This is a genomic window from Bradyrhizobium lablabi, assembly GCF_001440475.1.
In the GTDB taxonomy this organism is placed as follows: domain Bacteria; phylum Pseudomonadota; class Alphaproteobacteria; order Rhizobiales; family Xanthobacteraceae; genus Bradyrhizobium; species Bradyrhizobium lablabi.
This window is the reverse complement of the sequence record NZ_LLYB01000055.1, coordinates 89,542-115,253: the sequence shown is the minus strand read 5'-3', so window position 1 is coordinate 115,253 and position 25,712 is coordinate 89,542. Positions and strand designations below refer to the sequence as shown.

The 25,712-nt window shown below is 63.2% G+C and carries 25 protein-coding genes and 1 pseudogene; 11 read left to right on the top strand and 15 right to left on the bottom strand.

Features of this window, described 5'->3' with window-relative positions; translation table 11 throughout:
- Nucleotides 1-21 precede the first annotated feature (21 nt).
- Entirely contained in the window at nucleotides 22-1,593 is a 1,572-nt protein-coding gene (locus tag CQ14_RS10320; RefSeq protein ID WP_057857790.1) for a winged helix-turn-helix domain-containing tetratricopeptide repeat protein, read from the bottom strand.
- 151 nt (nucleotides 1,594-1,744) lie between these two features.
- Here CQ14_RS10320 and CQ14_RS10315 point away from each other — a divergent pair, with 151 nt between their 5' ends.
- The 3 genes from CQ14_RS10315 to CQ14_RS10305 all read left to right on the top strand — a co-directional run bounded on the left by CQ14_RS10315 (nucleotide 1,745) and on the right by CQ14_RS10305 (nucleotide 7,103).
- Nucleotides 1,745-2,041: a DUF1127 domain-containing protein gene (locus CQ14_RS10315; RefSeq protein WP_057857789.1), complete on the top strand. Its 297-nt coding sequence runs from the start codon at nucleotides 1,745-1,747 to the stop codon at nucleotides 2,039-2,041.
- Between the two features lie 813 nt (nucleotides 2,042-2,854).
- On the top strand, nucleotides 2,855-4,609 hold the full coding sequence (locus CQ14_RS10310) for an extracellular catalytic domain type 1 short-chain-length polyhydroxyalkanoate depolymerase (RefSeq protein ID WP_082649802.1): 1,755 nt from the start codon (nucleotides 2,855-2,857) through the stop codon (nucleotides 4,607-4,609).
- A gap of 301 nt (nucleotides 4,610-4,910) precedes the next feature.
- Nucleotides 4,911-7,103 carry a WD40 repeat domain-containing protein gene (locus tag CQ14_RS10305; protein ID WP_156434845.1) on the top strand — a complete coding sequence of 731 codons (2,193 nt, stop codon included), beginning with the start codon at nucleotides 4,911-4,913 and terminating at the stop codon, nucleotides 7,101-7,103.
- A 28-nt stretch (nucleotides 7,104-7,131) separates the two neighbouring features.
- On the opposite strand, the gene CQ14_RS43450 is transcribed toward CQ14_RS10305, so the two are convergent.
- On the bottom strand, nucleotides 7,132-7,269 hold the full coding sequence (locus CQ14_RS43450; protein WP_156434843.1) for a hypothetical protein: 138 nt from the start codon (nucleotides 7,267-7,269) through the stop codon (nucleotides 7,132-7,134).
- 1,236 nt (nucleotides 7,270-8,505) lie between these two features.
- Between CQ14_RS43450 and CQ14_RS10300 the strand changes: the two genes are divergently transcribed.
- Nucleotides 8,506-9,831: a caspase family protein gene (locus tag CQ14_RS10300; protein WP_057857852.1), complete on the top strand. Its 1,326-nt coding sequence runs from the start codon at nucleotides 8,506-8,508 to the stop codon at nucleotides 9,829-9,831.
- A gap of 34 nt (nucleotides 9,832-9,865) precedes the next feature.
- Nucleotides 9,866-10,372, top strand: a complete 507-nt coding sequence (locus CQ14_RS10295; protein WP_057857786.1) for a hypothetical protein — start codon at nucleotides 9,866-9,868, stop codon at nucleotides 10,370-10,372.
- Between the two features lie 59 nt (nucleotides 10,373-10,431).
- On the opposite strand, the gene CQ14_RS47795 is transcribed toward CQ14_RS10295, so the two are convergent.
- A complete protein-coding gene (locus tag CQ14_RS47795) occupies nucleotides 10,432-10,803 on the bottom strand; it encodes a hypothetical protein (RefSeq protein ID WP_156434841.1) in 372 nt (123 codons plus the stop codon).
- 307 nt (nucleotides 10,804-11,110) lie between these two features.
- On the opposite strand from CQ14_RS47795, the gene CQ14_RS10285 reads away from it, so the two are divergent.
- On the top strand, nucleotides 11,111-12,232 hold the full coding sequence (locus CQ14_RS10285) for a hypothetical protein (protein ID WP_057857785.1): 1,122 nt from the start codon (nucleotides 11,111-11,113) through the stop codon (nucleotides 12,230-12,232).
- 18 nt (nucleotides 12,233-12,250) lie between these two features.
- On the opposite strand, the gene gmk is transcribed toward CQ14_RS10285, so the two are convergent.
- The 10 genes from gmk to CQ14_RS10235 all read right to left on the bottom strand — a co-directional run bounded on the left by gmk (nucleotide 12,251) and on the right by CQ14_RS10235 (nucleotide 21,511).
- The gene (gmk, locus tag CQ14_RS10280) at nucleotides 12,251-12,904 is read right to left on the bottom strand and encodes a guanylate kinase (protein WP_057857784.1); all 654 of its coding nucleotides are present in this window, start codon (nucleotides 12,902-12,904) and stop codon (nucleotides 12,251-12,253) included.
- A 3-nt stretch (nucleotides 12,905-12,907) separates the two neighbouring features.
- Entirely contained in the window at nucleotides 12,908-13,795 is an 888-nt protein-coding gene (locus CQ14_RS10275) for a YicC/YloC family endoribonuclease (protein WP_057857783.1), read from the bottom strand.
- 120 nt (nucleotides 13,796-13,915) lie between these two features.
- Nucleotides 13,916-15,214, bottom strand: a complete 1,299-nt coding sequence (gene mltG, locus CQ14_RS10270) for an endolytic transglycosylase MltG (protein ID WP_057857782.1) — start codon at nucleotides 15,212-15,214, stop codon at nucleotides 13,916-13,918.
- Nucleotides 15,215-15,340: 126 nt separating this feature from the next.
- Complete coding sequence (gene fabF / locus CQ14_RS10265; protein ID WP_057857781.1) at nucleotides 15,341-16,606, bottom strand: beta-ketoacyl-ACP synthase II; 1,266 nt, start codon at nucleotides 16,604-16,606, stop codon at nucleotides 15,341-15,343.
- Nucleotides 16,607-16,703: 97 nt separating this feature from the next.
- Complete coding sequence (locus tag CQ14_RS10260) at nucleotides 16,704-16,943, bottom strand: acyl carrier protein (protein ID WP_008969609.1); 240 nt, start codon at nucleotides 16,941-16,943, stop codon at nucleotides 16,704-16,706.
- A 302-nt stretch (nucleotides 16,944-17,245) separates the two neighbouring features.
- The gene (gene fabG, locus CQ14_RS10255) at nucleotides 17,246-17,983 is read right to left on the bottom strand and encodes a 3-oxoacyl-[acyl-carrier-protein] reductase (RefSeq protein ID WP_057857780.1); all 738 of its coding nucleotides are present in this window, start codon (nucleotides 17,981-17,983) and stop codon (nucleotides 17,246-17,248) included.
- Between the two features lie 21 nt (nucleotides 17,984-18,004).
- Nucleotides 18,005-18,958, bottom strand: a complete 954-nt coding sequence (fabD, locus tag CQ14_RS10250; RefSeq protein WP_057857779.1) for an ACP S-malonyltransferase — start codon at nucleotides 18,956-18,958, stop codon at nucleotides 18,005-18,007.
- Nucleotides 18,959-19,068: 110 nt separating this feature from the next.
- Nucleotides 19,069-19,695 carry a LysE family translocator gene (locus CQ14_RS10245; RefSeq protein WP_057857778.1) on the bottom strand — a complete coding sequence of 209 codons (627 nt, stop codon included), beginning with the start codon at nucleotides 19,693-19,695 and terminating at the stop codon, nucleotides 19,069-19,071.
- 65 nt (nucleotides 19,696-19,760) lie between these two features.
- Nucleotides 19,761-20,789: a fatty acid desaturase family protein gene (locus CQ14_RS10240; protein ID WP_057857777.1), complete on the bottom strand. Its 1,029-nt coding sequence runs from the start codon at nucleotides 20,787-20,789 to the stop codon at nucleotides 19,761-19,763.
- Nucleotides 20,786-21,511: a TetR/AcrR family transcriptional regulator C-terminal domain-containing protein gene (locus CQ14_RS10235; protein WP_057857776.1), complete on the bottom strand. Its 726-nt coding sequence runs from the start codon at nucleotides 21,509-21,511 to the stop codon at nucleotides 20,786-20,788. The genes CQ14_RS10240 and CQ14_RS10235 overlap by 4 nt, the downstream gene beginning before the upstream one ends.
- Nucleotides 21,512-21,848: 337 nt before the next feature.
- Between CQ14_RS10235 and rpsF the strand changes: the two genes are divergently transcribed.
- The 4 genes from rpsF (at nucleotide 21,849) to rplI (ending at nucleotide 24,307) form a co-directional block, all read left to right on the top strand.
- On the top strand, nucleotides 21,849-22,322 hold the full coding sequence (gene rpsF, locus CQ14_RS10230) for a 30S ribosomal protein S6 (protein ID WP_057840035.1): 474 nt from the start codon (nucleotides 21,849-21,851) through the stop codon (nucleotides 22,320-22,322).
- 5 nt (nucleotides 22,323-22,327) lie between these two features.
- Complete coding sequence (rpsR, locus tag CQ14_RS10225) at nucleotides 22,328-22,567, top strand: 30S ribosomal protein S18 (RefSeq protein ID WP_002711478.1); 240 nt, start codon at nucleotides 22,328-22,330, stop codon at nucleotides 22,565-22,567.
- Between the two features lie 122 nt (nucleotides 22,568-22,689).
- Nucleotides 22,690-23,661, top strand: a complete 972-nt coding sequence (locus CQ14_RS10220) for a hypothetical protein (protein WP_057857775.1) — start codon at nucleotides 22,690-22,692, stop codon at nucleotides 23,659-23,661.
- A gap of 49 nt (nucleotides 23,662-23,710) precedes the next feature.
- Nucleotides 23,711-24,307, top strand: a complete 597-nt coding sequence (gene rplI / locus CQ14_RS10215) for a 50S ribosomal protein L9 (RefSeq protein ID WP_057857774.1) — start codon at nucleotides 23,711-23,713, stop codon at nucleotides 24,305-24,307.
- Nucleotides 24,308-24,351: 44 nt separating this feature from the next.
- Here the strand turns inward: rplI and CQ14_RS10210 are convergent, their stop codons facing one another.
- Entirely contained in the window at nucleotides 24,352-24,816 is a 465-nt protein-coding gene (locus CQ14_RS10210) for a PaaI family thioesterase (RefSeq protein ID WP_057857773.1), read from the bottom strand.
- Complete coding sequence (locus CQ14_RS10205) at nucleotides 24,813-25,418, bottom strand: TetR/AcrR family transcriptional regulator (RefSeq protein ID WP_057857772.1); 606 nt, start codon at nucleotides 25,416-25,418, stop codon at nucleotides 24,813-24,815. The genes CQ14_RS10210 and CQ14_RS10205 overlap by 4 nt, the downstream gene beginning before the upstream one ends.
- Before the next feature lie 102 nt (nucleotides 25,419-25,520).
- Between CQ14_RS10205 and CQ14_RS45235 the strand changes: the two are divergent.
- A pseudogene (locus tag CQ14_RS45235) lies at nucleotides 25,521-25,712 on the top strand (hypothetical protein); the annotation flags it as partial.

The window sequence follows — 25,712 nt, the reverse complement described above, 5'->3', positions numbered from 1 at the left end:
GACTTCCGTGCGGTACGAACCCTATTCGGGCAGCCCGGCCTTAATCAGGGCCTCCAAGAGTTCGGCTCTAAGTTTGGGCGAGAAATGCGGGGCGGCGAAGGTTGATCTGCTTAGTCCGGAATGCTGACGGAGGGCCTCTGCCATCAGCTTTCGAGCATCCTCCAATCGTTCCGCGCCTACATAGCACAGGATGGCCTGAACCCTTCCGACAAAATGCGCCGGAGGGAGAGCCCGGACCGCCTTATCTATCCACTCACCCGCCTGGTCATGCCTGCCGGCACTATGATGAGCTAAAGCAAGTCCCAGCAGCGCATTATATTTGAATGGATCGTGCGGATTAAGGCGTAGCGATTGTTCAAGCTGCGCAATGGCTGAACTGGATTCGCCCTGCCAACTTCGAACAAGGCCTCGAGAGTGAAGTGCCCGTGCAAAATTTGGGTTTGATCGGATCGCGCGCTCCATCAATTCGATCCCCGCGTCTTGATCGAGCGCAAACCAGAACAGGAGAAAACCGACCGCGGTCAGTGCAAGAGCATCGTCTGTCCCGAGCTCCTTTAGACGGTCTGCAAGCTGCAGTACCCGGCTATTGTCCCCGGCGATGTCTTGAGGCCATTTGTTGGCGCGTCGCCATGCGATGCAAATTGCAGCGCCGCCATATGCCGGCGCAAAGCCGGGATCCAGCGCGATTGCTTGTTCGAAATACTTCTCAGCAACATCGTTGTTTTCTGGTGTGGTAGGGAAATGAATATGCTGCGAACCACGATAATAAGCCGTAACGGCATCTATTTTTCCGATGCGTGTTCGGCTCGCTCGTTCGATTTCGGCACGGTCAACTTCCGGCGCAATGGCGCCTACCACCTGTTGTGCGATCTTGTCCTGCAGATCGAAAATGTCTCCGAGATCGCCGTCAAATCGATCGGCCCAAAGGTGCGCCCCGGTTCCGACATCGATCAGCTGTGCATTGATCCTTACCTGCTTGCCAGACCGTCGTACGCTGCCTTCCAGCACATAGCGAACGCCAAGCTCCTGCCCAACGCACTTGATGTCGACCGCTTTGCCCTTGTAGGCGAATGAGGAGTTGCGAGCGATAACAAAGAACGCCCTGAAGCGCGACAGGGCGGTGATGATATCGTCAACCAGGCCATCAGCGAAGTACTCCTGCTCTCGATCGGCCGAGATGTTTTCGAATGGCATTACGGCGATCGAGGGCTTATCGGACAGGCCACATGCTGCTGTCGGCACGTGGAGTGAGCCGTTTGAGGTTACAGGATCATCCCCCTCAACCAGTTCGCGCACTGGTCCGACAAACCGAAAGCCCTTCCTCGGTAAGGTCTTGATCAACCGCTGCTCGTCGCCGGTATCGCCAATCGCAACCCGCGCCGAGTTGAGGCGAGTCGTCAGCGCAGCATCCGAGACGGCTCGACCGCTCCAAATGGCGCCGATGAGGTCGTCCTTGCTGACAACACGCTTCCTGTTGCGGATCAGGTAATCGAGCAGATCGAACGCCTGTGGCGCGACCGACACGAGATCCGCTCCGTGATGCAGTTCACGCCGCTCAATGTCGAGCGTGTACTCCTCGAAGAGATAGCGCACCTTCCGATCCTTTCGGTGGCGGACGCTTCAGCAGTACCTCGCACCGAAGAATAAGCTGTCGATAAGGAAAATGTAAGCCGAACGTCAAGCGAGCCGGGTTACGCCATGGGAGCCTCTCCCGAGCTGAAACAACGCTTAGGGAGATGCAGCAATGAGTACGACCTATAGCGCACGAGAATTGGGATCGACAGCGGCTTCGATTCACCGTGTATCCGGTTTCAGGAAATATTGGGCCGCGCTTCAGGAATGGAATGAACGCCCGAAGGTACGCGCTGCCCTGGACCACCTGAGCGACATGGAGCTGATGGATATCGGCGTGACGCGTGGCGAGATCGACTATGTCGCCTCCCATCGCTCTATCGACCCGCGGGGCATCCAACCCGCGGAATGGATCCGGTACCTGCCAACGGTGGACGGTCAGATAGGGCCCTTCCAGAGGCACCGATAGCCAGAAGCAAGGTAGTCCGCATGAGCCACGCGATATGCGGGACTGCTAAACGTACCGGACATCGCTTCGCTCATCCGGGCGACGCTTGCTGCTGAGCGCACTGTCACCGTGATACCGTAACACCCATACGTCGTTGCGCGAAAGACGCTTGGCGCAGCCAGTGACTATCTCCGTGACAATGTCCCAGGCTTTCCAAGCTTGAAGCTTCCGCTACCTCCGCTACCGTTGGATGCAGCTAAGCGTATCGCCCATGAGGCGGAGAAATTGCACGAGCAAGCGTCGAAGCTCGTCAAGACCGTCGAAACAAGTATACCAAGGCCACCGCTTCCCGGCGTATCGACTAGCAATTCTCCGGTGCCTCTGCCCGACCTCTCTGAGGCCAAGAACATAGAGAGTGAAGCTAACAAACTTAAAAAGAAGCTGGGGTTGTAGTCGCGCTTTATCGTAAGGCTATCGAGCTGCGCAGAATTACGGTGACAGTGCACTTAATACTCAACTGAGCGCACTGTCACCGTAACCGTAACTGCGATTCCATCGGAACGGAAAAAGGCCCCAGCCATCATCGATGGCTTGCCGCAGCATCGCTGTCCGCTGGGCGCGGCGTTTCCGTCGCCTCTCAGCTTGCCTTTGTTCCACTGCCTCTTCGCAAAGAAAAGATGCTTTGAACCTGTGGTTTGGATCACACGACCGCCATCGCCGCAGTGCGAGTGTCGCTGCTGCCAACGGCTGACCGATCTGGCGACGCCGAAACCTTGATCGGGCGTCAAAAGTCGGAGTCGCATCACTGGTGTGGTTGAAGATCGGAGGGGTCCAATGTCTCCCATCCCGTGGCGATTGCTGACCCTTGTTCTTTGCTGGCTGCTCAGCGGAGCTGCTTCTGCCGGCGAGTTGCGGCAGAAGGTCTTCACGGCAAAATCCTACGCGGGTTCGCGCGATCGCCACTATCAGGTCTTCGTGCCGTCTTCCTACACCGGACAGGACGCGGTGCCGCTTGTGATGATCTTGCACGGCTGCCGCCAGACCGAGGCCAACATGATCGACGAGACGCGCTTCAAGGAGCTGGCGGAGCGCGACAACTTCATCGCGGTTTACCCCTTCATCACCTCCTATGACGGTATGCGGGAGATGAATTGCTGGGGTTTCTTTCTCGACCAGCACATTCACAAGGGGGCTGGCGAGGTCGAGGACCTGCACCAGATCGCGCTCGAGATCGAGGCCGAGTTGAAGATCGATCCTATCAGGCGCTATGTGACCGGCCTGTCCTCCGGCGCCGGAATGGCGGTGGCACTCGCCGTCGCGCACAGCGACTATTTTGCCGCGGCCGGCTCTGTCGAGGGCTTGCCCTACGCGGAGACTTCCTCCGCCGTGGGTTTCGTCTGCGTCAATCCGGGGAGTTTCAAGCCGGTCTCCGCCGACGTAGCCGCGATGAAAGCGGAGCAGCAGCAACCCGAGGAGCAGCGTCCCGTTCCGATCATGACCATTCATTCGCGCAACGATTGCGTCGTCAATAAATTGGCCGCCGAGAACATCCGGGATGCCTGGATCCGCCGTTACGGACTTAGCCCCTCTCCGACTGCGACACTGGATTGTACGGCTGAAGACGTGCCCTGCACCCAGACAAAATATGGCAGCCCGCAGCGCTCCGTGGTCGAGACCGTATTTTACGAAGGCAAGCGTGGCGATTTCATCGGCACCGGTACGCACTATTGGGTCGGCGACAACAACGGACAATTCGCCGATCCGACCGGGCCGAGCGCCAGCGAGTTGCAGTGGGCCTTCTTCAAGGCGCATCCGTTCCGCGAGGCCCCGCCTCCGTCGATCTCGATCAGCGCGGCTCAGGCCACCGGAAATTCGATCAGCGTGACCGGGACGGCGTCCGCCGCCGCGGGCTCGGTTGCGAACGTGACGGTGCGGCTCGATGGCCGCTTTCCTCAACCGGCGAAAGCCGCCTCAGGGACCAGCAACTGGACCGTGACGTTCGACAATCTGCCGATGGATGCCATCTACGTGCCGGTCGCGACCGCGAAAGACAATGATGGCGCCAGCACGAACATAACAGGCAACCCGATCACGCTTGGATCGCCCCCGCCGAATGCTCCACCCAGCGTCACGATCAGCAGCGCCTCGGTCAGCGGCGACTGTATCACCGTGGCAGGCTCCGCATCCGATCCCGAGGGACAGCTCGCCAGCGTCGAAGTCGAACTGGGAACGCGGCCACGAAAACCCGCAGGCATGAACCAGGACAAGTTCAAATACGGGGAATGCGGACTGCCCGGAGGAACCTACGCGACCCGAGCCCAGGCGACGGATCGCGTCGGCGCAACGAGCCCAGTCAGCTCGGGCCCCGACGTGACCGTGAGCAATTTGCAGGCCGTGACCGCGAACTGGCAGGCCCACATGGGTGCCGGCAGGTTACGGGTTTACTCAGCGCCGTGCGCGAGTATTGGCTTTGGCTCGTGCGATCAGGGATTTTCCGAAATCTTCCTCGCCAACCAGTTCAACCCCTTCCCGCTGCACAGGAAGGCGACCTCCAAAGACTGGTATGTGCGGCCGGAGAGCATTCCCTGAGGCAATTGCGGCGACGGTGCGACTAATGCTGGACGCGTCTATTGAGTGCACTGTCACCGTAATCCCAGTTTCGCCAATCAGCCTGTAGGGCGGATTGGAGCCGAACGGACCGCGCAAGGTGCGGCCCGTTCGGCGTATTCCGCCACAGCAGTCGTTGCCCCGGCCCTTCGCAAAAAAAACGGCGCGCAGGTCGCCGTCGAGCCCATTCGGTTTTGACCGCCCACAGATCGCAACTTCATTAAGTTTTGTGCATGAGCAATGGCAGCGGCGCCGACGCGGCTGGCGCTAATGCCCCGTACAGATGCTCACAGATCCGGACAAGTCCGCACACGCGACCGGCCGAATGCCTAACTGTTCTGCGAATGACGCTTGCCACTGCCGGCACGTGACGTTTATCTCTGGTTGTGCAGTGAAAACCCGGGATTTGCGGGTCCCGCTCGTAAACCAGGATTTCAGAACCTCCTCCATGAACGCAACAGAACGGGCCCCTACCGACTTCCTGCGGCCTGTTACCTGGCCCACCTGGCTCGCCTGGGTGCTGGTATGCGCCCTCGTCCCGGTTTTCAGCACAATTTTCACAACGGCCATCGGCAAGCCAATCTCGCGGAATGCGGCGCACCCGGCGCTGATCGCGAATGGTCTTCTGGTCCTTATGCTGGTCGCGCCGCTGGCTCCTCCGCTGATGCAAGGGATCGTGCTCAAGCGTGTCCTGCCAAAGCTCAGCCTCCTATTCTGGTTCTGCTGCATTCTGCTGTCGGCCATCCTGTTGTTCGCGCTGGCGACGGGTCTGATCGACGCAGGCTTCCGGGCCCAGTCCCAGCTTCAAGACGCCGCGACGGCCCCACGTCTGGCTGATGCGTTGGGCGCGGCGAACATCCTCGGTCTGCCGTGGGGGCCGCTTCTGCTCTGGACGATCGCGACCAGCGCGCTGACGTCTCTCGTTCCTGCGTGGGCGCTCGGAACAGCCTCCGGGCTGCGGCGAGCGACGCTGCTCTTCTTCGCGGCATCCATCGTCGGATCATGTGCCTCGACGATCGTCGAGCAGCTCTACCAAATGACCCTCGACCCTCGTCCGCCGAACGATTGGGACCTCAACGGCCTGTCCTGGACACGGCGCTTTCAACTGCTTGCCGGCCGCTCCGGCGTCGGCGCGGTCTGGGGCGCGACCACGGCAATTTTCGTGGTGCTGATGACGCGCCGGATGGGGAACGCAACGTCGTTGGAGGCCCCGGTCTTCGCCACCCATCGCGCTGGTGGATTGCTATTGGTGCTGATCGCACCTCTGCTGATCGCTTTTCTGGCGCCCTTCGTCGGTTACCTCGCAGGACCGCGCGGGGTTGTTGCCGGCGCGCCGGCGCTGCGCAAGGCCATGTCCCTTGCGCCATCGCAAGACAGTTCGCAGGGCGAGACGGTTCTGGCCTATTCCCACGACGTCGCGATTCCGGTTGCGCGCATGTCTGCGGCCGTGATCGCCCCTGATGGAAAGACCGCGATTGTTCGCACAGTCGATCATACGCTAGTGCAGGTAGATATTGCGACCGGCCAGGGTGTGCGGCAATTGGCCGGCGCGCTTGGGCCGTCGGTACGCCACGCCATCGTCTGGAGCCCGGACGGCCGCTATCTCGCGCTTCGCAGCAACGGCGCGGCAGTGCCGATCCCGAACACCCATCATACGCAGTATCAGAGCCGCGTGCGGCTCTACGCGCTGCCGGACATGACATTGGTCGGAGAGTTTTCAAGCAGCGAGGGTCCTTGCTTCGATGCCTACGCCCGCGAGCCAGTGCTGTTTTCCAATGACAGCAAGAGCCTGTGGCTTGTGTGCCGCCAACATAACGCACCACTGCCCGACGATCCGATGGCAGTCCGGCTCGATGTGCCTGCGATGCGGCTGCTCGATATCAGGCGCTATGGCGAGGGTGCGTGGAGCGGCGAGACCCGAGGGCTCGAACGGATCGGCGACAGCGTGTGGGCGTGGCAATTCCCTCACGGCGCCGCACCGTTTCGGATTCGCGATCTGACGCGCGAGCGCGACATCGTGAGGGTCCCGTTGCCCAGGGAACTGATCGGCAGTCTGACCGCGCAGACAGGCCAAAGTCAGGTGGATGAGAAAACCATCCGGTTGAAATTTTGCGGCGTGCCGCCGGATGCACCGAGCGACGCGGGTCCATCATCCTGGATATGCCGAACGCTCGTCTTCGAGACACGGACCGGAGCGTTGATCGGCAGCGCCGACGAAGGCGATAACCGCAGTCCAATCCAGGCGAATAGTCTGCCGCGGAGCGTTCTGACGGGCCGCGGCCTGCACATCGAAGCATTCTGGCGACACGACAGCAAGACCGGCGAGCTCGTCGTGCGCGATAGCGCCACCGGCCGCGAGCGGCAACGGATCGTCTCGATCGCACAACGACCCCTGCAAATGTCAGCCGATGGCGTCTGGTTGATGACGGTCGCAATTGATGGAGGCGCTCTGAGGCTGTATCGCATCCACCTGTGACCCGCGCAATGCCCCGGAGTCGATAGTCCTACTTCTTCTCGAGAATACATAGCTCCGCTGCCGCCTTGGCAACCGTCACACCTTGAGCATCAACCAGATCAGCCTCTACTGTCATCTCGCGATCTGTACGGGCGACGATCTTTGCCTTGGCCGTTATGGAGCCCATGCCAGCGGACTCTTACGGAAGCCGGTGATGTAGTCGACGACCGTATCGTTCAGGATGTTGGGCTCTCCCAGAACGATGCAGCAATTCGGATGATCTCTCCGATACACATCCAGCTCGGCTGACGTAGGCGATTCGCTCAGACCATCGATCCGCGGGCTTGATGTCGAAGTGCGGATTGCAGTGCCGCTTCGTCCGAGAGGAAACTTCGTGTTCGAATACAGAACCCCGAGTAATTCAAAGCAGCTACAATGATCACGATGGATGGGATCACGAGCACGATTGCCACTTCCGCTCGTGTTTTCATTTCACTTTCTTGACGTCCGCTTGCGCAAGAGCATCAATCGCTTTTAGGTTGCTAAGAGGAATCTGACGTGCATTGCAAGTTACCGTCACACTTGAAGCAGTCGTGCCCCCGCCCCAATCACTGATTTGCCCCTCCTGGCAAGAAACATATTCCCACCCGCTCAACATTTTTCGCTTAACGCGGCACCCAAATCAAACCTACAACTCCCGCTATCCCGTCCCGCCAAGAGGGGCGTTGGCCAGCGTCACGAACGTTGGGGCGGGTGGCGGTGGACGCGGCAGCGTTCGGGCGCGCGATGGGTTCGCAGGGCGGGTCTTCCCGTGAGCGGACGTCACGCGCAGACGACCGGCGCTTAAACGCCTTGAGGCGAAACTTCGCGCGGCAGCACATGGGCCGACGAAGCGTAGGCTTCGGGGAAGCCGTGGACGGCAAAACCGCGCGGTCCTGGCACCCGTTGCTGGTGTCAAGCCGATGGAGATTGTCGGGCCCGACCGGGCTTTCGATCAATCGTCAATCCGTCGGCGACGGAGGCCAGAGGAATTCGGCTCCGGGGAGAACGCGGCATAAGCCGTTAAAACCACTGCGCAGGGAAAGCCGGGTGTTCCGGCACACCTGCGGTCTGCCGTGTGCATTGTTGTGCGCACGACTGCGGGTGTCATGGGCACCCGGCTTTCCCTGCGCCCTCTCTCTTTTCGAGGGTATCGTGAGAGGCATAACTTCGGGCGCGATGCGCCGCGAGATCGCGACGCCGTATCCAACATTCGGCCACATCTATCGAGAACAAGCATACGCACATCGGAGTACCGACATTACCCTCCCCGGTCCGCGGCTTGCGACGCCGCAACGCTTTTCGCAAAACGCGCCGCCTGATAATCTGCGGTCATTTCGTTTAAGGGATTTTACTGGAGATGCGCGGGGCCTTTGACGGTAGCTTGAGGTATTCGGCGCTGGTGCTTTTGGTCGCCCTGCTCTTCGCTACGCCTGCCTTCGCCGAAAAGCGCGTCGCGCTTGTTGTCGGCAACTCCGCCTATCAAAATGTCACCCGTCTCGATAACCCGCGCAGCGATGCGGCGCTGATGGCGGAGACGCTCGCAGGCCTCGGCTTCACCCTGATCGGCGGCCGCGCCCAGCTCGACCTCGACAAGCCCGCGATGGACATCGCCGTGCAGAATTTCGGCCGCCAGGTTCAGGGCGCCGACGTCGCGCTGTTCTATTATGCCGGCCACGGCGTGCAGGTGTCCGGTTCGAACTATCTGGTCCCGGTCAGCGCTAACCCTGTGCGCGAGGCCGATGTCGATTTCCAGATGGTGGACGTCAATCTCGTGCTGCGCCAGATGCAGGGCTCGGGCACGCGGCTCAACATGGTGATCCTCGATGCCTGCCGGAACAATCCGTTCGGCGCGCGCGGCTTGCGCGCCTCCGACGGCGGTCTGGCGCAGATGCGCGCACCCGAGGGCACGCTGATCTCCTATGCGACGCAGCCCGGCAATGTCGCGCTCGACGGCACCGACGGCCACAGCCCCTATACGAAGGCGCTTGCCACGACGATCAAACAGGCCGGGCTCGACATTTTTCAAACCTTCAACCAGGTCGGCCTCGCCGTGAAGCGCCAGACCGGCGGATCGCAGCAGCCCTGGGTGTCCTCCTCGCCGATCGACGGCAATTTCTATTTCGTGCCCCCTGCTCCGGCACCGCAGCAGGTCGCCGTCGCGCCGCAGCCCGAGCCGCTGACCTCGACGCTGCGCCCGGATCCCGATCGCACGCCGATCAAGGATCCCATTCTGCTGCGCGAATTGAGCGATCGCCTGTTCGAGCTCAATTACGATCCGGAGCCGATCGACAGCAAGAACGGCATGCGGGTTGCGATCTCCAAGTTTCAGGAGAAGGTGAAAATGACCCCGACCGGCGACGCCACCGAAGGCGTGCTGACGCGGCTGCGCAAGATGGAAGATTTGAAGCCGTGGGGCTCGATCGTCTACGGGCCCGACAGCGATAAATGGGGCATGTCCTGGAATCATTCGTCGCGACGGGCGGCGATCGATGACGCGCTCAAGAATTGCGGCACCAGCAAATGTCCGATGGAGTTGAGCTTTTACGGGGCGCGGTGCGGCGCATTCGCGATCTCGGACAAATCATGGTCGCTGGTCCAGCGCGACACCGTGCAGCGCGCCAGGGATGCGGCGCTGGACGAGTGCGGCAAGGCCGGCAAGTCCTGCCGTATTATTGGCGCGGTCTGTGCCGATGGATCGGGCCGCTAAAAATTTTTGTTCGCGAAATTGGAATTGCCTGCTCATGCGAAATGCCGCCCGACACTCGCCCTCGATTGCCGTCCTTGCCCTGATCGCGCTCCTGTGCGGAGCGGAGCTTGCGTTCGCGCAATCCGGCAGCGCCGGCGGCAGCATCGGCAATGATGAGAAATCGTTGTCGGGTTCGCGCGAACCGCCTCGCAGCAATGAAACGGAAAAAAGCGGACGGCGCAGCAAACCGGAGGCGGATGAATCCGGCCCCACGGCGCGAAAGGACGGTGGCGGCGGCAACAATTTCGATGGCGCATGGGTGGTCCACTCCCGCGGCACCACCTGCCAGGGCACCAGCAGCAACGCCGTCGTCGTCACCAGCGGCAAGATCATCGGCCAGACCGCCCGCGGCACCGTCAGTCCGGACGGAAGGGTGTACGCCACCACAAACGACAGCGGCATTACCGTGATTACGACAGGCCGCCTCTCCGGCCGCAGCGGCGGCGGGACGTTCCGGCAATCGGATGGCTGCACGGGCACATGGACGGCGTCGAAGCAATAGCGCGGCGGCTTGGCCCGCAGCCGGGAAATATTGGAACATTTCATGAAGAAATACCCGGCTCACCATTCGCTTCGAACAGGCCTCCTCTCCCTCGCAATTCTCGTCGCCATCGGCGGCGCGGCGGTAGCGCAGTCCGGCAGCGCCGGCGGCAGCATCGGCAATGAGGAAAAGTCGCTGTCCGGTTCGCGCGAGCCGCCGCGCGCGGTCGAACCCTCCAAACCGGCACGCCGGGCCAAGTCTGAATCCAACAAGTCCGAATCCGACGAGCCACGCCGCGTGTCGGGAAAAAGCGGCGGTGGCGGCGGCGGTAATTTCGACGGCTCATGGGTTGCGGTAGCCGTCGGCTCGCCGTGCGGCAGCAGCACCGAGCGATTCGTCATCTCCGGAGGCAGGATTTCCGGCGAATTGAGCTCCGGATCGGTCAGCGCCAATGGCGCCACGCGAAGCGGCGGATCCGTTCAAGGCTTGAGGTGGACCAATACCGGGCGTTTCTCGGGCCGCAGCGGCTCCGGCTCATTCGTGCGGTCGGACGGATGCTCCGGACGTTGGACCGCTTCTAAACAGTAGCGCCCCTGTTTTCCACAGATCTTTCATGGTCTTAGCTCGCCTCAAATGAGGCAGCGCGCGAGCCGCAATTAAACCCCAACCGCTCCGAAATTGCGGCTCATTGCGACCCAAGTCTGTGACCAGATTGGGCGCATCAAGCGTCGCGTTGCGTAAGCGTTGCCGGGGTTGTCGATGTCGTACCGTTCCGTGAAGTCCGTCCCGGCGTTCGTTGCTGGCATTGTGGCAGCAACCAGCCTGGTCACCGTGACGGATCTCCGGGCGCAGTCGGCCGAGCCAGAGGCGGAAGCCTCAACGCAAGTCGCGCAAGCCGCGACGGATAGCTGCCTGACGTCGCCGAAGGGCGCGACGCCTGCGGGCAGCCACTGGTACTATCGCATCGATCGCACCACCAAGCGCCAATGCTGGTATCTGCGCGAGGAGAGCGACAAGGCCGACGACAAGTTCGCCCGCGCCGCAGCGCCACCCGAATCAGCCCCCGCGCCGGCGTCGGCCGCAGCAGACCCCGCGCCGCCGTCGCGATCAGCTGCACGCAAATCGATCTCCGACGCGCGCGCCGAATGGGTCCCCCAGCCCCAACTGCCCCGCGCCGAGCCCGCCAAGGCCGAGCCACGGACGACCGGCTCGGTGCTCGCCGAGAATACCCAACGCGTAAGCATGCCGAACGTGCTGGCGCCTGCGCCGCTGTCGTCGATGCGCTGGAACGATTCTCCAACCGCTGCGAGCGCTTCGCCCACTCCGGCCGCGCTCCAGGTCGCCGCCGCCGCCACGCCCGCAACCCAGCTGCTGCCGGCCGCCGAAGCGCAGCAGCAAGCAGTGGATCAGATCACGCCCGCTCCGGCAGAACCGGTAACGACGGCAAAGCCGACCGCGTCACTGCAAATGCTGTTTCTCGTCATCGCCGCCGCGCTGGCGCTGGCCGGCCTCATCGTCAGCGCGATGGTCAGGATCGGCCGCATGCGGGCCCGCCGCGCCATGCGGAAGAAGCGGCGCAAGATGTGGGATTCCGCCCGCACCAGGCGCGCGCCCCAGCCCTCGCCGCAGCCGATGTTCCATGACGAAGGCGCCCGGCTGCGCCGCGCCGAGACCGTGCAGCACGTGCAGCAAACCCGCGCTCCGCAGGAACGAACGGCGCGCGTGCCCCGGGAACGGCCGCGTGCGCCCCAGGAGCGATCATACGTGCCACAGGAGCGCGCGCGGGTCCCTCAGGAGCGGCGCCCCGCACCGCAGGATCGCGATCGCGAACAGCAGATGACTGAAATGCTGGCCCGCCTCGCCCGCAGCGCACAGACCTGACCGAAACGGAAGCGGCGGCTATTTTTCCAGCTGCCGCTGCAGCTTGCGAACGAACTCGGTGAGACCCGTGCGGCGCTCACGCTTGAGCCGCTCGGCCTTGAGGATCGACTGCACCTCGGCGAAGGCGTCATCGACGTTCTGGTTGACGACGATATAGTCGTATTCCGCCCAATGGCTGAGTTCGTGCGTGGCGCGGCTCATGCGGCCACGAATGACCTCGTCGGAATCCTGCGCCCGCGTGTGCAGCCGCTTCTCGAGATCGGCGGCGGACGGCGGCAGGATGAAGACGCGGACGACATCCACGCTCGCCTTCTGATGCAGTTGCTGGGTACCTTGCCAGTCGATATCGAACAGGACGTCCTGCCCCGCCGACAATGCCGCTTCGACCGGTGCGCGCGGCGTACCGTAGAGATTGTCGAATACGGTTGCCCATTCGAGCAGTTCGCCCTGCTCCACCATTTTCTCGAATTTCGGCTTGTCGACGAAGAAATAGTCGCGTCCCTCGACTTCGCCCGGTCGCATCGCGCGCGTCGTCGCCGAGACCGACATCTTCAGCCCGGGCTCGCGCTCAAGCAGCATCCGCGACAGCGTCGTCTTGCCCGCGCCGGAGGGCGAGGACAGCACGAACATCAGCCCGCGCCGTTCAACCCCGTCGAAACCACCAGCCGTCATCGGTCACTCCAGATTCTGGACCTGCTCGCGGAATTGCTCGACGACGTTTTTCATCTCGAGCCCGGTCTGGGTCAATTCCAGATCGTTCGACTTGGAGCAGCAGGTGTTGACCTCGCGGTTGAATTCCTGGGCAAGGAAATCGAGCCGCCGCCCGACCGGTCCGCCCTTGCCGATCATCTCGCGGGCCTGCGCGACATGCGAGGCGATGCGGTCGAGCTCTTCGCGGATGTCGGCCTTGGTCGCAATCAGGATCGCTTCCTGATTGAGCCTGTCAGCATCGAAGCGTTCGGAGGTTTCCAATAGCGCCGCCACCTGCTCGGCAAGACGCGCCCTGATCGCCTCCGGCTTGCGGCCGGGCGCGGCCTCGGCTTTCTTCGCCAGCCTTTCGATCTCGTCCATGCGCTGATTGAGGATTTGCCCGAGCGTCGCGCCTTCGCGGCGGCGCATCTCGACGAGGTTGCCGAGCGCCTGCTCGAAGGCCATGGCTGCCGCCTCCCTCGCCGCCTTGTCTTCCGCCTCGTCGCTTTCGGGCTCGACGACCTCGATGACGCCCTTGATGCCGAGCAGCCCGTCGATGCTGGGCGCCACCGCGTCGATCCGTGCTGCAAGCTCGCCCGCGACCTTCACGACGGAAGCGAGCACGTCTTCATTGATGCGCACGGTCGAGACCGCGTTGGCGCGCTTGACGTTGAGATTGGCGTAGACCGTGCCGCGCGACAACACCTCGCCGGCGCGCTTCTTGGCCAACGCTTCCAGTTCGTCCCAGCCGGGCGGCAGCCGCAACCGCAGGTCAAAGCCCTTGGCGTTGACCGACTTCAATTCCCATTCGAACGTGTAGGGACCGCTGGCGCCGTGGCTTCGGGCAAAACCGGTCATGCTCGATAGCGCCATCGCGTAACATTCTCCTGGGATTTCGAGACTCGAAAGGAACGGCGCAACCTTAAGCCGATTTCCGCCAAAGTGGAATTGCGTTCCGACGGTCGCCGGAACACCTGCACAACCGGCCGGGCGTCAGCGCTGAACCACCGGCGGCGTCGTGGTCGACTGCGCGGCACCCTGGCGGCCCGGTGCCGGTGACGGTGCCGTCGCAGGTGCCGGGGGTGTTGCCGGACGCGGCGGCTTTTTCTGCCCTGCCGGCCGCGGCGTGGCCGCGGTCGGGTTGGTATCGGCCGAGGCTCCAGCCGCCGTCGGCGGCGGCGCGTCCTCCGACGGCTCGACGGTGTCGTTCTGGATCTGCTTTTCCATCGCCCGGAGCTTGGCGACGTTTTTCTGGTGCGCGTCGTAGGTTTCGGTGAAGGCGTGCCCGCCCGTTCCGTCGGCCACGAAGAACAGGTCGCGCGTGCGCGCCGGGTTGGCCGCCGCCTCGAGCGAGGCGCGGCCCGGATTGGCGATCGGTCCGGGCGGCAGGCCTTCGATGACGTAGGTGTTGTAGGGCGACGGCTGCGTAATCTCGGAGCGCTTGATCGGCCGGCCCAGCGTTCCCTTGCCGCCGACCAGGCCGTAGATGATGGTCGGATCCGACTGCAACTTGATCCTCTGCCGCAGGCGATTGGTGAATACCGCTGCCACGCGGCTGCGCTCGTCGGCCCGGCCGGTTTCCTTCTCGATGATCGAAGCCAGCGTGATCAGCTGCTCCGGCGACCTGACCAGAACGTCCGGATTGCGGCGCTCCCAGATTTCCGCAAGCACCCGTTTCTGGGTCTGCTGCATGCGCTGGATCACCTGCTCGCGCGTGGTACCGCGCGGAAACTTGTAGGTCTCGGGCAATAGCGTGCCTTCGCGCGGTATTTCCCGCACCGAGCCGGCGAAGATGTCGTTGTCGAGCAGGCGCGTCACGATCTGTTCGGAGGTCAGGCCTTCGGGAATGGTGACGGCGTGCTGCACCACCTTGCCCTCGACGATGGTGGCGATGACATCGCGCAGGCTGGCATTCTTCTGGAAGGAATATTCGCCGGGCTTGAGGTCGGAGCTCGCCTTCAGCGCAAACACGCCGCCGATGAATGCCCAGGGATTGACGTTGATCACGCCTTCGCGGAGCAGGACATCGGCGATGTCGCGCTTGCCGGCCCGCGCGGGAATGTTGACGATCTTGTCTTCCTTCAGCGGGCCCGGCGTTTCCAGAATCTGCCGGCCGTAGTAATAGACCGTGCCCGCCCCGATCATGAGAATGATCAGGATGGTGAAAATGGCATTGCCGACCACGACGAATGGATTGCGGGCGCGCTCTGACCGCCTCGGCGGCGGCGGCACCTGCTCGGGCTCCAGCGCAGCGCGCGGGCTTCGTGGTGAAATGGGCGGCCTCTCACTCATCGATGCAACCTGAATCCTGTCGGTTCAATCGCGGCCGAGCAATCCTCTGCCCGGACGATAGCATACGCCCACATGTAGAAGTCATCGCCGAATACGGCAAAACGGTGGAGTAGTTCGAAACACTTGCTAGTCAGCCACACGCCGAACGATCACAGAGGCATTGGTGCCCCCGAAACCGAAGGAATTCGACAGCGCGACGCTAATCTCACGCTTGCGCGCCGTCTGCGGCACCAGATCGATCGCCGTTTCCACCGACGGATTTTCCAAATTGATAGTGGGCGGAGCAATGTTATCGCGAATCGCAAGAATACTGAAAATGGCCTCGATCGCACCGGCGGCACCGAGCAGGTGTCCGGTCGACGATTTCGTCGACGACATCGACACCTTCGAGGCAGCGTTGCCAAGCAACCGCTCGACCGCGCCGAGTTCGATCTCGTCGCCGATCTGCGTCGAAGTGCCGTGGGCGTTGATGTAGTCGATATCGGATACCGCAATGCCGGCGCGCTTGATCGCCGCGCTCATGCTGCGGAAGCCGCCGTCGCCGTCCGGCGACGGCGAGGTGATATGATAGGCGTCGCCCGACAGGCCGTAGCCGACCACTTCACAATAGATTCGCGCGCCGCGCTTTTTCGCGTGCTCATATTCCTCGAGCACGACGACGCCGGCGCCCTCGCCCATCACGAAGCCATCGCGATCCTTGTCGTAGGGGCGCGAAGCCTTTTGCGGCGCATCGTTGTAACCGGTCGAGAGCGCGCGGGCGGCGCAAAAGCCCGCCATCGCCAGCCGGCAGATCGGCGATTCCGTTCCGCCAGCGACCATCACATCGGCATCGCCGAGCGCAATGAGGCGGGCGCCATCGCCGATCGCATGCGCGCCGGTCGAACAGGCGGTCACGACAGAATGGTTGGGGCCCTTGAGGCCGTGCTCGATCGAGACATAGCCGGACGCAAGATTGATCAAACGTCCCGGGATAAAGAACGGCGATACCCGGCGCGGTCCGCGTTCCTTCAAAAGCAGCGATGTCTCGGCGATGCCGGACAGGCCGCCGATCCCGGAGCCGATCAGCGTACCGGTCGCGCATTTGTCTTCTTCGGTCGAAGGATGCCAGTTGGCGTCGTCGAGCGCCTGGCGCGCCGCAGCCATCGCGAAGACGATGAAATCGTCGACCTTGCGCTGCTCCTTCGGCTCCATCCACTGGTCGGGATTGTAAGTGCCGTCAGAACCGTCGCCGCGCGGAATGACGCAAGCGATCTGGCTCGCAAGATCGGCGACCTCGAACGTGTCGATTTTCTTGGCGCCGCTCTGGCCGCTGAGGATGCGCGACCACGTTGTGTCAACGCCGCAGCCGAGCGGCGTAACCATGCCCAGCCCCGTGACGACAACACGCCTCATGTCAAACACTCCAGCCCGAAACTGGCGGCCCAAAACAAGAAACCGGGGGACCGTTCGACAACGGCCCGTCCGGCTCTGTCTCTACCCGCCCGGGACGTCAGCTTTTCGCGTTCTTCTCGAGAAACTTCGTCGCGTCGCCAACGGTCAAAATCGTCTCGGCGGCGTCGTCGGGAATCTCGCAACCGAACTCTTCTTCAAATGCCATCACAAGCTCGACGGTGTCGAGACTGTCGGCGCCGAGGTCATCGATGAAACTTGCGTTGTCGACAACCTTATCGGGTTCAACACCGAGGTGTTCGACCACAATCTTCTTAACCCGCTCGCCAATCTCACTCATCGTTCAACCTCGTGCTTGTTCCAATGGACCCGACCCCAAGACGCTTCAGAAACGCTACGAGCTATCGTGGTCGTTAAACTTCCTTCGCTATCGCATAGTCTTGATTCGGCACGTTGGTAGCCGACAAAGCCCCGGCGAACGGCAGGCGTTGCCACGCCAATATACAGGGTTTCAAAATCCTGCAATGGCCTTGTTTGCCCATCCGTGTGGGGTTCGGTTACCATACTTCCCAAGCCCTGACTACAACCTCCACCACCCCGGAGAAACGGCCTTTGGCCGCATCGATCGGGGCAATAACTCGCTCAAATCATGGCCATTCCGCCGTTGACGTGAATCGTCTGCCCGGTGACGTAGCCCGCCTCGTTCGAGGCGAGATAGACGGCCGCCGCGGCGATGTCCTCGGGCGTGCCCAGCCGTGCCGCAGGAACCTTTGCCAGGATGGTCTCACGCTGCTTGTCGTTGAGCGCATCCGTCATCGGCGTCTTGATGAATCCCGGCGCGATGCAATTGGCGGTCACATTGCGCTTGGCGTATTCGGCGCCGAGCGTCTTGATCAGGCCGATGATTCCCGCCTTCGACGCGGTGTAGTTGGCCTGGCCGGGATTGCCGGTCACCCCGACGATCGAGGTGATCGCGATGATCCGGCCGAAGCGCTTGCGCATCATCAGCTTTGTTGCGGCGCGGGCGAGACGGAAGGTCGCAGTCAGATTGACCTGGATGACGTCGTCCCAATCCTCGTCGCGCAACTGCACAAAAAGATTGTCGCGCGTGATGCCGGCATTGGCGATCAGGATATCGACCTGCCCCATCGCGGCTTCAGCCGCCGGCACCAGCCCTTCGACTTGCGCGCTGTCGGAGAGATTGCAGGGCAGCACGTGAACGCGATCGCCAAGCTTGCCGGCAAACGACTCCAGCACCTCGCGGCGCGTGCCGGAAATCGCCACCGTCGCACCCTGCGCGTGCAACGCTTGCGCAATCGCGCCGCCAATGCCGCCGGTCGCGCCGGTCACCAGCGCTGTCCTACCTGTCAAATCGAACATCAATCTCTCCTTCCGGAAGCGTTAGGCCGAGGCCGCCAATGCATCCTTGGCAGCGGCAATGTCGTTCGGTCCCGCGACCGACACGCCGACGGCGCCGTCGGCAATACGCTTCACCAGCCCGCTCAGCACCTTGCCGGCGCCGATTTCGAAGAACCGCGTGACGCCATGCGCTGCCATGTACGCCACCGACTCGCGCCAGCGCACGGTGCCGGTGACCTGCTCGATCAGGCGGCGGCGAATCTCGTCGGGATCGGTGATCGGCGAAGCCAGCACGTTCGACACCAGCGGCGAGGCCGGCGCCTTGATCGTCACACCGGCCAGCGCCTGCGCCATCGCGTCGGCGGCGGGTTGCATCAACTTGCAATGGAAGGGCGCCGATACCGGCAGCAACATCGCGCGCTTGGCGCCCTTGGTTTTGGCGATCTCCACCGCGCGGTCGACGGCCGCCTTGTCGCCGGACACCACCACCTGCCCGCCGCCATTGTCATTGGCTGCCTGGCAGACCTGCCCTTGCGCGGCTTCGGTGGCAACGGCCATCGCGGCCTCATAATCGAGCCCGAGCAGCGCCGCCATCGCGCCGGCGCCGACCGGCACGGCCTTTTGCATCGCAAGGCCACGGGTGCGTAGCAGGCGCGCGGTGTCGCTGACGCTGAGGCTGCCGGCCGCGGCCAGCGCGGAATATTCGCCGAGCGAATGGCCGGCGACAAACGCCGCATCCCGCCCGACGGAAAAGCCCGCCTCGGTCTCCAGCACCCGCAGCGTGGCAATCGATACAGCCATCAGCGCCGGTTGGGCATTTTCGGTGAGCTGAAGGGTCTCGGCCGGGCCGTCCCAGATGATCGCTGTCAGCTTCTCGCCGAGCGCCGAATCGACCTCGTCGAACACGGCCCGCGCGGCCGGAAAGGCGTCAGCGAGGGCCTTGCCCATGCCGACCGCCTGGGAACCCTGCCCCGGAAATGTAAATGCAGCCGTCATCGGCGCTCCCTCATAAGATTGGGGCCGTAAGACACTGACCGAGGCCGGGATGTCAAGCCGCGCTGCGGGATGACGCGTTCTCTGGCAGGCCGCGAATTGAGCCGGCTGGCTCAGCGTTCCTGCAGCGCCAACCGGGCACCCAAAGCGCAATAGATACCGCCGACGACCTTGCCCTGCCATTTCAGCACGGTTGGGTTTCGACGGAGAAAGTTGCCCAGCCGTCCCGCACACACGGCAAAGACGACGGTGCTGACAAGCCCCAACAGGACGAAAAGGATCCCCAGGATCGTCAGCTGGAGCGCGACCGATCCGTTTTTGGGCACCACGAACTGGGGGAGGAACGCAAGAAAGAAAAGCGCGGTTTTTGGGTTCAGAACTTCGGCCAAAATAGCCTGCCTGAACGCCTTGCCGGCCGAAATCGGCAATGCGCCTGCCGTCGGATTTGCCGGCGCTCTCTCAAGAATTGCACGAATGCCGAGGTAAACGAGATACGCGGCGCCAATATACTTGATGATGCTGAACAGCACTGCCGACGTGGCGATGATCGCCGAGATACCGACGATCGCCGTGAAGGTATGAATGATGTCGCCGGCCGCGATCCCGAAGCCGGTAGCGATTCCTGCCCTTGTGCCCGAACTCGTTGCCCGTGCAACCGTGAGGAGCGTGGCAGGCCCCGGAATGAAAACAAAGCCGAGCACAACCGCCACATAGGCGAGCAAGGTCGTCAGATCGATCATTGGCGCAGGTCCCTCCACGGCCGATGGCACTCAAGGCCAACATCCATGGATAAGCAAGGTGCTATCTAGAACCCGCCAGTGGCCTGGTCGCCCCCAACCTCCGCCGCCCCGGCCCGCGCCCGGCGCGCGATGCTTGCCAGTTTGCCGGGACTGTCCTCATGGCTGGGCCTGGCGGTCGCGAGCCGCAGCACGGCGGCGTAGCTCGGCTGCACTTCCATCCGTTTCGCATACCGGCTGTCACTGAGAATGCGGTGGACGCGCGGCAGGTTGTAGCAGGGCACGTAGAACAGCAGATGATGCTCGAGGTGGTAGTTGACGTAGTACGGCGCGACGAACAGCCGCTCGAGGAAGTTGGCGTGCGTGGTGCGGGTATTGCGCAAGGGATCGTTCGAGTCGGGAACGACGGCATGCTCGGCAATGTTGCGGATGCGCGTGATCACCATCTGCCAGGTGAGCAGCGGCAATAGCCACAACAGCGGATAGGCCCACCACACGCCGGCGGCGGCAAGGCCCGCAAACATCACGGCATTGACCGCGCATTGCGGACCTAGCTTTTCCCAGAAATGCGCCGCGCGTTGCGCCAGCGGCCATTCCTTCGGTCCCAGTGCGTTCAAGAACTGCGCCTTGCGCTGCTGATAGCCGGTCTGGCCGGTGATATCGCGGAAGAACTTGCGCCGATAGCTCATCGACGTGATCGGAAACGGCGCCGACAAAATCAGATCGGGATCGTCTTCCTGCTGCGTGCGCGCATGATGCTGCAGGTGATAGCGGCGATAGGCGCGGGTCTCGGCAAAGACCGGATAGGCGCAGAACCACTGGCTGAGCATCAGATTGACCTTCTCGTCCGCCGACAGGCATCCATGCGCGCCGTCATGCATCAGGATCGCGAGTCCGAGCTGGCGCGATCCGATGATGCCGACCGCCAGCAGGAAGGTCAGCGGGTTGGGCCACCACGCAACCAGCGTGATCGAGCCCAAAATCAGCGCCCATGCATGGGCGATCAAAGCAACGCCTTTCCACGTCACGCGCTCGCGGACGGCGATCAATTGATCTTCGCTCAGAAAGTCGCGGGCACGCATGCGGAGCGCGGTCATGGCGATTTCTCCCCGTCGGGTGATTCTGAATCGGAAACTTCGCGGCCGCTGACGAGATGCAGTCGCGCCGCGTCGCCGGCCGGCCGTGTCGCCGCCTGGTCGCCCAATACGCGCAGCATCTCTTCGCAGAGATCTTCGGCCGAACGGCCCATGGCATAGCCCTCGACCATGACGCCGACCGCGAGCGCCCAGAACCGCCGCGAACTGGCGTCGGGGTCGCGCAGGCTCTTCCAGCCATGCCGCTCGATCTGGCTGGCATAGGCCCGCATGCCTTCGCCGTGCAGCCGCTCGATGGTGCGCTCGACCAGCGGCGCAAGATCCTGGCGACGGCGGGTGAGCGTCAGCGCTTCGGTAAAGAAAGCCACCGAGTCCGTTGCCGTGACCGTCTCGACCAGCACGCGCGTGTAATCCCGCGGCGTGTGAGCCTGCAGCGCCGCCTCTTCGGCCGCGCGCGCCACATAGAGCATCTCGCGGCAGGCGGCCTCGACGAACAGCGCCTCCTTGGTGCGGAAGTAATAGGTGATCTGGCTCGGAAAGGCGTCGGCTGCTGCCGCGATGTCCGAGATCGAGGTGCCGGCTAGACCCCGTTCCCTGAACAGCCGGCTGGCGGCATCGAGGAGGCGCGAACGCATCTGGCGGCCGGCACTCCGGGTCGCGCGGGCGGCGTGCCGGGGATCATCGGCCGGTAGTTCGGCGGGCGTAGAGACGGATTTGGGGGCCATTTTACCTCCAATCCGTTACTTGTATGCTATACAAACAAAGATGTCAACCGACCGGCCGGGAACCCGGCCAGGATACAGGGCGAGGCCTTTCTCAAGGTCCTCTTTCAACGCAAGAAGCCTTGCCAGCGCGGCGGAAATCCTTATAAACCGCGCATCCGTGGATCCCGGCCGGGAGCTGAACGGACGGTCTCAGCGATTCATCGTTCGGATTGATGTGGCAGGGCCAGTCGGCCCGTCGTCCCGTGCTTTCGCCTTCTGAGCTTATCTTCCGAGTCCTTTCCGAAGGCCTCGAAGGGCTTGCCGCCGGGAACCGCGCCAACACTAGGAAAGGACACCCATGCCTCTTTACGAGCATGTTTTTCTCGCGCGTCAGGATGCGAGCACCCAGCAGGTCGAAGAGCTGACCACCCAGATGACGGGCATCGTCGAAGGGCTCGGCGGCAAGGTCACCAAGACCGAGAACTGGGGCGTGCGCTCCCTCACCTACCGCATGAACAAGAACCGCAAGGCACACTTCGTGCTGATGAACATCGATGCGCCCTCCGCTGCGGTCACCGAGATCGAGCGCCAGGAGCGGATCTCCGAAGACGTCATCCGCTATCTCACCGTCCGTGTCGAAGAGCACGAGGAAGGTCCCTCGGCGATGATGCGCAAGGCCGATCGTGACCGCGAGCGCGACGATCGCGGCGGCGGCTTCCGCGGCGACCGCGAAGGCGGTGGCTTCCGTGGCGATCGTGAAGGCGGTGGCTTCCGCGGCGACCGTGGCCCGCGCCGTCCGCGCGAAGACGACGCAGCAGCGGTAGAGGAGTAAGAATCATGGCTGAAGCTGGTGCACGCCGTCCGTTTTTCCGTCGCCGCAAGACCTGCCCGTTCACGGGTCCGAACGCGCCGAAGATCGACTACAAGGATTCCAAGCTGTTGATGCGTTACGTCTCCGAGCGCGGCAAGATCGTGCCGAGCCGCATCACCGCCGTCTCCGCCAAGAAGCAGCGCGAACTCGCGCGCGCCATCAAGCGCTCGCGTTTCCTCGGCCTCTTGCCCTACGTCATTCGCTAACATCTTCGACCGGCGGCGCCCGCGCCGCCGGTCCTTATCATTCATAAGGCTTCCGGGTCGTCCGGTCGCCGATGGTTGGGGTCGAGACGACCTCTAACCGCTCGAAAGGAGCGGGACAGCTGATGATCGCCATTGTCCTCATTGGTCTTGCGGCCGGCTGCGCGTCGGCGCTGATGTTCGCCTCGATCGTCTCGGGCGCGCTGATCTCGTTGCTGTTGTTCTATCTGGCGCCGCTGCCGCTGATGGTGGTGGCGCTCGGATGGGGTCCGCTGGCGGCGACGATCGGCGGCATCGCCGCGGCCGCAGGCCTCGGTGCGATTTTCGGCCTGGCCTATTGCATCGCCTTTGCGATCACCGTGGCCGTGCCGGCCTGGTGGCTCGGCCATCTCGCTTTGCTTGGACGGCCGCTGCCTGCCGCCGCCGCCGAAGACGGTTCGGCATCCGCTGCGGTTCAGCTCGAATGGTATCCGGTCGGCCGTATCCTGCTCTGGATCGCCGGCTTTGCCGCGTTGACCACGATCGCGGCCATGTTGACGCTTGGTGGCGACGCGGAGACCATCAACGGCGTGCTGCGCGGGGGTCTCATGCGAATTCTGGCGCCGCGGGGGTCCACGCCGTCGGCGGATATCGAGCGCTGGGTGACCGCTCTGGCCATCATTGCTCCCGCGGCCGCAACGGTGGTCGCCATGATGACGCTGACGCTCAATCTCTGGCTTGCCGGAAAAGTCACGGCGACCTCGGGCCGGCTGCAGCGGCCGTGGCCCGACCTGAAGAGCGCGGAATTGCCGCCGATGACGCTGGTGGCGCTGTCAGTCGCGCTGGCCTTTTGTTTTATCGGCGGGCTCGCCGCGATGTTCGCGCAGATCGCGGCCACCGCGCTGATGATGGCCTACGGCCTCACCGGCTTCGCCGTGCTGCACACGCTGACGCTGGCGCTCAAAAGCCGCGTCTTCTGGCTCTGCTGTGCCTACGCGATCGTTATCGTGTTCGGCTGGCCCGTTCTCGCAATGATCGCGCTCGGACTTGCCGACGCCGTCTTCGGACTTCGCCAACGCTATCTGCGCGGCAAACCTCCACCCCTGCCCGCATCCTGAAACTGCAATATCCACGTAATCGAAATACGAACATCAAAGGAGAACGAAAATGGAAGTCATCTTGCTGGAACGCGTTGCCAAGCTCGGTCAGATGGGCGAAGTCGTCAAAGTACGCGACGGCTATGCCCGCAACTTTCTGCTCAAGCGCGGCAAGGCGCTGCGCGCCACCGCCGACAACCGCGCCAAGTTCGACGGCATGAAGGCCGAGCTCGAGGCCAACAACCTCAAGGCCAAGGGCGAAGCGACCAAGGTCGCGGAGAAGATCGACGGTCGCAACGTGGTCGTGCTGCGTCAGGCCTCTGAAACCGGCCAGTTGTTCGGTTCGGTGAGCGTGCGCGACATCATCACCTCCTTCGAGGCCGATGGCGTCACCATCAGCCGCAGCCAGGTCCTGCTGGATGCGCCGATCAAGATCATCGGCAAGCACGAGATCGCCATCGCCGTGCACCCGGAAGTCGAAGTCAACGTCAGCGTCACCGTGGCGCGCAGCGCCGATGAAGCCGAGCGCATCAACCGCGGCGAGGACATCTCGACTCGTCAGGAAGACCAGGACGCCGCCGCCGAGGCGCTCGCCGCCGCCGGCGAGTTCTTCGATCCGGAAGCCCAGCACGACGACGCCGCACCGGCGCCGGCTACCGAGAAGTAACGCGCTTCGTTTCGGCGCTCTATCGCGACTTCAAGCCCGGCCCCTCAGGCCGGGCTTGGGATTCTGGCGGCCGCCTTCTCGTCGAGCATCGCGATCGAGGCCAAGGCAGTCGCGGTGTGCTTCTCGACACCATCGGTGACACAGAACACGTCGGCCGCGACCACGGCAACCTGACGTCCGGGCTTGATCACGCGCGCCCGGCAGATCAGGCGCTCGCCTGTCGCCGGCGACAGCAGGTTCAGCTTGTATTCGGCCGTCAGCGCCGATTGGCCGCGCGATGCCGCAGCCGCAATCGTGGTGGCGTTGTCGACGAGAAAGGCGGTCACGCCGCCGTGGAACAGGCCGTTCTGCTGCAGCAGCTCCGGCCGACGGTCGACCTCGAGCGTGCACGTGCCGCGCGTCAGTTCGGACAGTTCAGCACCGATGTGGGTCATAAAGCCCTGGCGGCCGACATTGTCGCGGATCCGGGTTGCGATCGGGGCGAAGTCGGGATCGTTGTTCGCATTCATCTGGCTTCTCCCGGTTGCTGGCCCCTATCGGGCGCGACCACCGCGCGGATGGCGCAGGCGATCAGCATTTCGGCTTGCTCTCCTGGATCGGCGCGGTCGCGGCCCGACAGCCACGCGCGACAGAATATCTGCGCCGGTCCGATGATCTGGCTGAAGAACACCGACGACGTCATCGGCAACAATTCGCCGCGCTCGACCAGCGGCGCACGCCATCGCTCGACGGCTTCCACCAGACGCGAATTCTGTGCGCGCTGCGCGCCGCGAATCTCCTCGATCCACTCGCTGCGGGAAATCTCGAACAGATAGCGCGCTTCGCGCCTGGAGCCGACGACCCATTCGAGATGGGCGCGGATCAGGCGCGCCACGCCTTCCCGCGCGGTGCAGCGCGCATCGACTGCGGCGATGACGGCTGCATGGTAGCGCGCGAGAATTTCCAGAAAGAGTGTGCCCGCCAGTTCCTTCTTCGAGCCGAAGAAGTGGAAAAAGCTGCCATTGGACGCCCGGGCGCGCGTTCTGATGGCAGCCACAGTGGCGCCCTCAAAACCGTCGCGGTCGAACACCGCCAATCCCGCTTCCAGCAGATCCTCGCGTGCCGTGCTCATTCGCCATCGCCGTCGTCACTAGATCATTACTCTAGAGTGATACTCTAGATGGTCAAGCGGCGTTGTCGACCGGCATTCGGCATCTGGAATTTTTAGCGGGAGATGGGCGGCATCGGCGGGCTGGCGGGCGCGACCGGGGCCGTAGCGGTCTCCGGCGGCGGGGCCGCGGGCACTGGCGTGGCGGCCGAGGAGCTCGTGGCCGGATCGGGCGCGGTGGCTGCGGATGCTGGCGGAGCAGGTGTGATCGGAGGCACCGGATCGGGCCGCAGCGGATTCGGCTCGCTGCCGACGCTC

Excerpts from the sequence above, each read along its gene's own strand:
- CQ14_RS10315 (WP_057857789.1), top strand. The coding sequence starts at position 1,745 with ATGAGTACGACCTATAGCGCACGAGAATTGGGATCGACAGCGGCTTCG.
- CQ14_RS10310 (WP_082649802.1), top strand. The coding sequence starts at position 2,855 with ATGTCTCCCATCCCGTGGCGATTGCTGACCCTTGTTCTTTGCTGGCTG.
- CQ14_RS10305 (WP_156434845.1), top strand. The coding sequence starts at position 4,911 with ATGCTCACAGATCCGGACAAGTCCGCACACGCGACCGGCCGAATGCCT.
- CQ14_RS43450 (WP_156434843.1), bottom strand. The coding sequence starts at position 7,269 with ATGGGCTCCATAACGGCCAAGGCAAAGATCGTCGCCCGTACAGATCGC.
- CQ14_RS10295 (WP_057857786.1), top strand. The coding sequence starts at position 9,866 with ATGCGAAATGCCGCCCGACACTCGCCCTCGATTGCCGTCCTTGCCCTG.
- CQ14_RS10285 (WP_057857785.1), top strand. The coding sequence starts at position 11,111 with ATGTCGTACCGTTCCGTGAAGTCCGTCCCGGCGTTCGTTGCTGGCATT.
- gmk (WP_057857784.1), bottom strand. The coding sequence starts at position 12,904 with ATGACGGCTGGTGGTTTCGACGGGGTTGAACGGCGCGGGCTGATGTTC.
- CQ14_RS10275 (WP_057857783.1), bottom strand. The coding sequence starts at position 13,795 with ATGGCGCTATCGAGCATGACCGGTTTTGCCCGAAGCCACGGCGCCAGC.
- mltG (WP_057857782.1), bottom strand. The coding sequence starts at position 15,214 with ATGAGTGAGAGGCCGCCCATTTCACCACGAAGCCCGCGCGCTGCGCTG.
- fabF (WP_057857781.1), bottom strand. The coding sequence starts at position 16,606 with ATGAGGCGTGTTGTCGTCACGGGGCTGGGCATGGTTACGCCGCTCGGC.
- CQ14_RS10260 (WP_008969609.1), bottom strand. The coding sequence starts at position 16,943 with ATGAGTGAGATTGGCGAGCGGGTTAAGAAGATTGTGGTCGAACACCTC.
- fabG (WP_057857780.1), bottom strand. The coding sequence starts at position 17,983 with ATGTTCGATTTGACAGGTAGGACAGCGCTGGTGACCGGCGCGACCGGC.
- fabD (WP_057857779.1), bottom strand. The coding sequence starts at position 18,958 with ATGACGGCTGCATTTACATTTCCGGGGCAGGGTTCCCAGGCGGTCGGC.
- CQ14_RS10245 (WP_057857778.1), bottom strand. The coding sequence starts at position 19,695 with ATGATCGATCTGACGACCTTGCTCGCCTATGTGGCGGTTGTGCTCGGC.
- CQ14_RS10240 (WP_057857777.1), bottom strand. The coding sequence starts at position 20,789 with ATGACCGCGCTCCGCATGCGTGCCCGCGACTTTCTGAGCGAAGATCAA.
- CQ14_RS10235 (WP_057857776.1), bottom strand. The coding sequence starts at position 21,511 with ATGGCCCCCAAATCCGTCTCTACGCCCGCCGAACTACCGGCCGATGAT.
- rpsF (WP_057840035.1), top strand. The coding sequence starts at position 21,849 with ATGCCTCTTTACGAGCATGTTTTTCTCGCGCGTCAGGATGCGAGCACC.
- rpsR (WP_002711478.1), top strand. The coding sequence starts at position 22,328 with ATGGCTGAAGCTGGTGCACGCCGTCCGTTTTTCCGTCGCCGCAAGACC.
- CQ14_RS10220 (WP_057857775.1), top strand. The coding sequence starts at position 22,690 with ATGATCGCCATTGTCCTCATTGGTCTTGCGGCCGGCTGCGCGTCGGCG.
- rplI (WP_057857774.1), top strand. The coding sequence starts at position 23,711 with ATGGAAGTCATCTTGCTGGAACGCGTTGCCAAGCTCGGTCAGATGGGC.
- CQ14_RS10210 (WP_057857773.1), bottom strand. The coding sequence starts at position 24,816 with ATGAATGCGAACAACGATCCCGACTTCGCCCCGATCGCAACCCGGATC.
- CQ14_RS10205 (WP_057857772.1), bottom strand. The coding sequence starts at position 25,418 with ATGAGCACGGCACGCGAGGATCTGCTGGAAGCGGGATTGGCGGTGTTC.